General features: G+C 66.7%; 1 protein-coding gene. It reads right to left on the bottom strand.

Annotated elements, in window-relative coordinates:
• Positions 1–789 (bottom strand): Ldh family oxidoreductase (locus tag EN994_RS33720; protein ID WP_245466176.1); only part of this gene is annotated, 789 nt, incomplete at both ends.

Genomic DNA, 789 nt, shown 5'->3' with positions numbered 1-789 from the left:
AGCAGCTTGGGTTCGATAGCAAGCACGAACAGTCCCGTGCCGGGGCTGTCCGGCCCGCCGCTGAACCATGGCGCGTCGAGCGACCAGTTGGCGCCCGACAGGCCCGCCGCCAGCACCTCGACCATCAGCGCGATGTTGGCGCCGCGCTGACCGCCGAAGGCGAGCATTGCACCCTTCATGGCGGCGGCGGGATCGGTGGTCGGATTGCCGCTGGCGTCCAGTGCCCAGCCTTCCGGGATTGTCTTGCCGTCCTCGGCCGCTTTGCGGATGTTGACGAAAGCGGTGGCGCTCGACGACTGGTCGATGACCAGCGGCGCCCCGTCGGCGGCAGGCGCGGCAAACGACATCGGGTTGGTGCAGTAGACCGGCTTGACCGAGCCCGAGCCGGCAAGCACGGCCGGGCCGTTGGTGGCTGCGAACGACACCAGTCCTTGTGCTGCCAGCCTTCCGGTGAAATAGCCGAGCGCGCCGCATGTATAGGCGTTCTTCTGCGAGAAGATGGCGACACCGAACAGCTTTGCCGCCTTGGCGAGGTCGTCGATGTTGCGGTCGAAGCCGGTATGCGCCAGCCCGCCGCGTGCATCGGAGAGATAGACTGCCAGCGCCGGCCGTGTGATCACCGGGTCGGCATTGCCGTCGATGCGTCCGGCTTCCAGCGCCTCGAGATAGTCGATGAAATGCGACAGACCGACCGAGGAAAGCCCTTCGGCCTCGGCTGATATGATCGAAGCAGTGAGCGATTGCGCCGCTTCCTCATTGGCGCCGGCGCCAAGTGCCGCCATCCGGCAC

Source organism: Mesorhizobium sp. M7A.F.Ca.CA.002.09.1.1 (genome assembly GCF_003998555.1).
GTDB lineage: Bacteria > Pseudomonadota > Alphaproteobacteria > Rhizobiales > Rhizobiaceae > Mesorhizobium > Mesorhizobium ciceri.
Note: the sequence above shows the minus strand (reverse complement) of the source record. Positions and strands in the feature narration are given on the sequence as shown.